Raw genomic sequence first — 698 nt, forward strand, 5'->3', positions numbered from 1 at the left:
AACATCCCAACCTTCATGCTCTTGGATCTTGAAGTGAAGCTTGAAGCGCTTGTCACGCATTGCCAGCAAGTCGCCATCGTCTGACCAGTAGAAGAACTCATCACGAGCAGACTCTTTGTCTTTACCCATCAAGTAATTCATTTGGTTGTAACCATCTAAATGGTTTTTGTATGTGCGATCAGCAGACGATGATTTGTAGCCTTTCAGCAAGTCTTGCTTGATGGTGTTGTTACCCGCCGCAGAAAGCAGTGTTGGGAACCAGTCTTCACCCGCAAAGATGTCGTTTAACTTCGTATTTGGTGCAATGTGTCCAGGCCAACGAACCATTGCTGGTACGCGGAAGCCGCCTTCCCAACCTGTGTTTTTCTCACCACGGAAAGGACCAAATGCTGCATCAGGCCAGGTCGCGTTCATCGGGCCGTTATCGGTGGTGTAAATCACGATGGTGTTGTCGGCCACTTTCAGATCATCCAGTTTATCTAGCAACTCACCAACCATGTTGTCGTGCTCTACCATACCATCAGCATAAGTACTGATGCCGGTTTTGCCTTGGTTATCTGGCTTCACGTGAGTACGGAAGTGCATGCGGGTTGCGTTCCACCATACGAAGAATGGTTTTTTCGCTTTCACGGCACGGTCCATGAAGTCGAGTGCCGCATCTAACGTCTCTTCGTCCACCGTTTCCATACGCTTACGAG

General features: G+C 49.0%; 1 protein-coding gene. It reads right to left on the minus strand.

What is annotated here, in order from left to right; all coding sequences use genetic code 11:
- A partial coding sequence (locus tag R7Q11_RS26435) for a sulfatase-like hydrolase/transferase (protein ID WP_225467029.1) occupies nucleotides 1-698 on the minus strand: 698 nt, incomplete at both ends.

It is taken from the genome of Vibrio sp. 970 (assembly GCF_033339075.1).